The sequence below is a fragment of the uncultured Shewanella sp. genome (genome assembly GCF_947497935.1).
Lineage (GTDB): Bacteria > Pseudomonadota > Gammaproteobacteria > Enterobacterales > Shewanellaceae > Shewanella.
This window is the reverse complement of sequence record NZ_CANMIO010000040.1, coordinates 1-5,607: the sequence shown is the minus strand read 5'-3', so window position 1 is coordinate 5,607 and position 5,607 is coordinate 1. Positions and strand designations below refer to the sequence as shown.

At 44.1% G+C, this 5,607-nt stretch carries 4 protein-coding genes and 1 tRNA gene; all 5 read right to left on the bottom strand.

What is annotated here, in order from left to right:
• On the bottom strand, window positions 1-2,175 hold a 2,175-nt coding region (gene rsxC / locus Q1A86_RS20950), incomplete at its 3' end, for an electron transport complex subunit RsxC (RefSeq protein ID WP_299811380.1).
• Window positions 2,169-2,738, bottom strand: a complete 570-nt coding sequence (gene rsxB / locus Q1A86_RS20945) for an electron transport complex subunit RsxB (protein ID WP_299811377.1) — start codon at window positions 2,736-2,738, stop codon at window positions 2,169-2,171. The genes rsxC and rsxB, both read right to left, overlap by 7 nt.
• Before the next feature lie 2 nt (window positions 2,739-2,740).
• Window positions 2,741-3,319: an electron transport complex subunit RsxA gene (rsxA, locus tag Q1A86_RS20940; protein ID WP_012155587.1), complete on the bottom strand. Its 579-nt coding sequence runs from the start codon at window positions 3,317-3,319 to the stop codon at window positions 2,741-2,743.
• A gap of 107 nt (window positions 3,320-3,426) precedes the next feature.
• The gene (locus Q1A86_RS20935; protein WP_299811373.1) at window positions 3,427-5,343 is read right to left on the bottom strand and encodes an EAL domain-containing protein; all 1,917 of its coding nucleotides are present in this window, start codon (window positions 5,341-5,343) and stop codon (window positions 3,427-3,429) included.
• Between the two features lie 188 nt (window positions 5,344-5,531).
• A tRNA-Asn gene (locus Q1A86_RS20930) sits at window positions 5,532-5,607 on the bottom strand.

The window sequence follows — 5,607 nt, the reverse complement described above, 5'->3', positions numbered from 1 at the left end:
CGCCTGAGCTTCCACAACCTGAGCCTCTGCGATTGGAGTTTCAACAGCTTGAACCTCTGTAGCTTGAGTCTCTACAGATAAAGAGGCTTTTTTGACCTTAGCTTTAGCAACGGCTTTGGCTATGCGCGCTTTCTTAGCATCCTCAGCTGACAGCGGTTCAGAATTCTCAGAATGAACAACTTCTGCGGGTTGCATATTTTCTGATTGCGCCGCTTTTTTAGCTTTTGCACGGGCAATTGCAGCAGCAATTTGCGCTTTTTTGTCGTTTGCAGGCGGCTTAGTTGGCTCCTCTACGGCATTAACTTGTGCACTTGTAGCCGCTTTCTTAGCTTTAGCTCGGGCAATTGCAGCAGCAATTTGCGCTTTTTTGTCGTTTGCAGGCGGCTCAGTTGGCTCATCTACGGCATTAACTTGTGCACTTGTAGCCGCTTTCTTAGCTTTAGCTCGGGCAATTGCAGCAGCAATTTGCGCTTTTTTGTCGTTTGCAGGCGGCTCAGTTGGCTCCTCTACGGCATTAACTTGTGCACTTGTAGAGGCTTTCTTAGCCTTAGCGCGTGCGATAGCGGCTTCAATCTGCGCTTTTTTGTCTGTTGCTGGTGCCTCTGTCGGCGTAGAAACTTCGGCTTGTTGGCTCTCGGCTGCTTTTTTTGCCTTAATTCGGGCCATGGCTTCGGCGACTGCGTCTCTGTCGCCGCTAGACATATTGCCCTTACGGCGCTCTGCAGCTTCTTTAGCCTTGGCTTCGCGAGCAAGTTTCTCTTCTTCTAGACGCTGTAGTCTGGCTTCGAAGCGTTGTTTAGCAAAGTCAGCTTGTTTCTTCTCTTCGGTTTGTGTGCGTATCGCTGATTTGGCAATACGGTAATACTCTACTAATGGAATATCACTTGGGCAAACAAAGCTACAGCAACCACATTCGATACAGTCGTGAAGGTTGAAGCTTGTAGCTTTATCGTATTCTTCAGCTTTTGCATGCCAAAATAGTTGCTGTGGTAAGAGCAGGCTAGGGCAGACAACGGCACATTCACCACAGCGAATACACGGCTTCTCTGTTTGCTCTGGTGCTATCTCTTCGCTGCTCGGTAATAGAACACAGTTTGTTCCCTTTAAGACGGGCGCTGAAATATCGGGTAGCGAGTGACCCATCATCGGACCACCGATAATGACTTTATCGCTAGCTAAATCGCCATTAAAACCAAGTTGTTCAAGAAGATGCTTGATTGGGGTACCAATGGGAACCCAATAGTTACCCGGTGTTTGGCTATTTAGGCCTGTCACAGTAACGACACGGCGTGTCAAAGCATGGCCATTAGTCACAGCGTCATTGATAGCATAAGCCGTACCGACGTTCTGTACTAACATACCTAGCTGGGCAGGAATAGAACCCGATGGCACTTCTTGACCAGTTAAGATCTGTATTAGCTGTTTCTCACCACCAGATGGGTATTTGGTTGGAACTGCTGTGATTCTGGCGCTATCTGTCCCTAATTCACTGCGATTAAGCGCATGTTGCATCGCTTCAATCGCTTCGGGTTTATTATCCTCTATGGCGATAATGATGCGTTTTGGCTTGAGTAGCTTCTGGATAATGGCGATGCCTGAAAGGATCTCATCACTATGCTCACGCATGAGACGATCGTCAGAAGTAATGTAAGGCTCACACTCGATACCGTTGATGATCACCAGTTCAATGTCACTGGCTGGGCTTAACTTGATATGAGTTGGAAATGCTGCGCCGCCCAGTCCAGCAATACCAGCCTGTTGGATCTTGCTTAGGATTTCTTGGTTGCTCAAAGATGCAACATCAGCGGTTAGGGATTCTACCGATTCATCCAAGCCATCGGCATCAATTACGCAGCTCAATACAGCAATGCCAGAAGGGTGATTACTTGGCATTGGTTTAATGTGGCTGATAACACCGGATGTTGGAGCATGCACAGGGCTATAAGCAAAGCTCGTACCCGATGTCAGGCTCTGACCTTTTAGCACTCTATCGCCAACCTTCACTGTGAGTAGGGCGCTATCGCCTACTTGAGTGAGAGGTAAAACGTATTGACTCGCGAGTGGCAACTCACAAATCGTTGTTTTGTTAGATAGATTTTTTAATTCTGGAGGATGAACACCGCCATGTGAGCGCCAAAGCGTTCCTTTATCAATTTGCTCTAATAAAGTTAACACGGCTTATCCTCTTGCAACTGCTTGACGGGAATGGCATTAAGTTGCCAGTTCCAGGTCTTAGTGGTCTGTTCTACTGGTAGCATGTCGATACAATCGACAGGGCAAGGCGCAACACAAAGGTCACAGCCAGTGCAATAGTCGGTAATGACGGTATGCATTAATTTTCCGGAGCCCAAAATTGCGTCTACGGGGCAGGCTTGGATGCACTTGGTACAGCCGATACATTCTTCTTCTCGAATGTATGCAACTTTTTTTATTTGGACCGCTTCGGTGGCATTGAGTGGCTCAGGTTCGACGCCCATAAGGTCTGCCAGTTTTTCCATCGTTGCGGTACCACCAGGAGGACACTTGTTGACCTTATCGCCATTAGCAATGGCTTCTGCATAGGGGCGACATCCTGGGTAACCACATTGGCCACACTGGGTTTGTGGCAATAGCGCTTCAATTTGATCCGTTAGGGGGTTGCCTTCAACTTTAAATTTCTCGGCAGCAAAGCCTAGTAATACACCGAAGACAAGCGCGAGTATTGTTAGTACAACAATAGCGATGACAATAGCTGACATGTTTATTTAACCAACCCTGTGAATCCCATAAACGCAAGTGACATAAGACCTGCGGTAACCATAGCAATGGCCCCACCTTTAAAAGGCGTGGGAACATCGGCGGCAGCAAGACGCTCTCGCATGGCAGAGAAAAGAATTAACACTAATGAGAAACCTACCGCAGCACCAAAGCCAAAGATGGCTGACTCGATAAAGCCATGCTTTTCATTAATGTTGAGCAGGGCGACACCGAGAACGGCACAGTTAGTGGTAATCAAAGGTAGGTAAATACCTAAGGCGCGATGCAGCGAGGCACTGGTTTTTTGAACCAGCATCTCGGTAAACTGCACTACAACGGCAATCACAAGAATAAAGCTCATGGTGCGCAGATAGCCAAGGTCAAAAGGTAACAACAAATACTGGTTGACCAAATAACTCAAAATAGAGGCTAGCGTTAGCACAAAAGTTGTCGCCATCGACATGCCGATAGCCGACTCAAGCTTGCTAGATACCCCCATAAAAGGGCAAAGGCCAAGAAATTTTACTAATACGAAGTTGTTGACTAGCACTGTGCCAATCAATAACAGGAGATATTCACTCATCTCTAATCAATTTTTTAGACAGAATTAGCTCTATTATCGGCTTTTCCTAAGGCATTAACAACACATAGAAAGCAAGGATAAAAAGTTTGCTTTATAAATAGTCAGTATTAAGCGGTATTTACCGACTTTTTTTCCTGTTTTAATGGGCTCGGCTCAGCGATATAGTAGCCTTGTAAGCCATCTATGAGTAGTTGATCCATTGCTAGCTTGTCTTCCTGTTTTTCGACTCCAGTTGCAATCACTTTGATCCCGAGTTTACGAGCGATATCTATGATCATTTTGACGAAAAATTTATTGTGCGGATCTAAGGTGATCTCTTGAGTGTAACTAGGGTCTAACTTGATGTAGTCAGGACGAACCTCTTTAAAAAGCTTAAATGAAGTAAAGCCTAAGCCAAATCGTTCGATAGAGATCCGTGAACCGACACTATGGAGTTCATTGATAAAATAGTAGCTGGCACTTAGGTTTGCCTGCATACCTGACTCACTCACCTCAAAAACTAATCTAGCAGCGATCTGCCGCTGCTTGTTGAGTATGTTTTTTAACCATGAAACAAACGACTTATTAGTTGCAGAAGCGGCACTGATATTGATACCAATAAGCCCCTCTAGGTTAGGCGACTGGATAAGCATGCGCAGTGTATTAAGCACGATTAGCTTATCGAGTTCTTCGCTCATACCATGACGCTCAGCCATCGCGATGACTGTCGATGTGGGTAATAGTTTTCCTTGGTTATTATAAAAGCGTGACAATAGTTCTCGATAGAATTCAACGTTATGTCGACACGGACGAATTGGTTGAATATAGAACTTTATTGCTTTTCGTCTTAAAAGGTCGTTGATCGCTACTTTCCAACGACTCTCACCAAAAAGCTCTCCGCCTGTAAGTTTTTCCTGGATATGGTAACAGTTGGGGCCCAATGTTTGAGCAATACTGACAGCTGTATCTGCCAAGGTCATTAAAGAGACTGGGTCGCTATCTTGAAGGTAAGGCACTAAGCCTATATGACCAATAGATGGAGTGCCAACCTGCTGTTGATATTCATTAAATGCAGTTTTAAGTCTATCGGCTATTTCGGTGGCTTGCTTGATGGTGAGGTCGCCAATCACAATGGCAAAGTCGGCTGTTGAGATCCTATAAAACTGAGCTTGAGGTTTTTGATTAAACGCACGCTTAATATCACTAGCAATGCGGCTAAGATAATCATCACCGGCTTCTCTACCATGCATCTGATTGATAGAGGCGAGTTCGGTGGCCCTAATAAATACTAAAATACCTGTGTCTTTGCGTTCAGGATTTCCAATTTCATTAAGTTTTTCAGTAAATCGAGCCCGAGTAGCCAACCCCGTAAGCGGATCTTGAAAAGCTGTTTTGCTTAGCTTTTCATGAGCTTTATGGAATTCATCAATTTTGGCTTTTAAAAGCTGTTTACTGTTGTCGAGAGTGAGGCCTATGCCCTTGAATTCACCTTTTATTCGAGATTTTTCAATTACACCGAAAGATAGCTTAGCTAAATTCTCAACGCATATTGAAATATAGCCAATACTTCTTTTTTGTCTGATGGTTAATAGTAAGTAGGTGATACTAATTAGTAGAAATGTCGTCCAAATGATAATGAGAATATTCTGAAATCGGGCCACAGTATTCTCAATTGTAGATAAGTTAGATAGCTTAACTTGTAATCTGCCGGTATCTAAAATCTGAGTGTACGGTGATTGAATGGAGAATAACTTCGCTAAATTGACTTTCTCTTTAGGGACCAACTCGCCTTGGGTGAAATTATTACTGCTATCTGTTTTATCTATGTATTGGAAAAATTGAAAGCTAAATTGTTGCTTGAGGATATCATAAAGCGCTTCACCTTTTCCTTGCCATTGCTTCTGTTGCTTGATGCTATTGGCATATTGTTCAATCTGCAGTTGAACTTGGGCTGTCAATTTTTGTTTTTCATCTAGGTAACTTATAAAGGTGAGCCCAGAAAAAAGTAGAACTAAAAACAACTGGAAAAGTTTAGAGGTTGTCATAAAAGAGTCCATTCACCGCGAGCCACAACTCGTATTTGTTCGAGTCACACTGGTTTAATTGCAAGTATTATAAACAGGTTTAAGATTTTATTGCAGCGGATTTATAACGGAGAAGCTTTTTAAAGAAATATTTTTGGAATTTAATGCTGAGAAGTGTAACTGAAGAAGGAGGGTGATGATGAAAAGGTTGGCTCCCCAGACTGGACTCGAACCAGTGACATACGGATTAACAGTCCGCCGTTCTACCAACTGAACTACAGGGGA

Excerpts from the sequence above, each read along its gene's own strand:
- rsxB (WP_299811377.1), bottom strand. The coding sequence starts at position 2,738 with ATGTCAGCTATTGTCATCGCTATTGTTGTACTAACAATACTCGCGCTT.
- rsxA (WP_012155587.1), bottom strand. The coding sequence starts at position 3,319 with ATGAGTGAATATCTCCTGTTATTGATTGGCACAGTGCTAGTCAACAAC.
- Q1A86_RS20935 (WP_299811373.1), bottom strand. The coding sequence starts at position 5,343 with ATGACAACCTCTAAACTTTTCCAGTTGTTTTTAGTTCTACTTTTTTCT.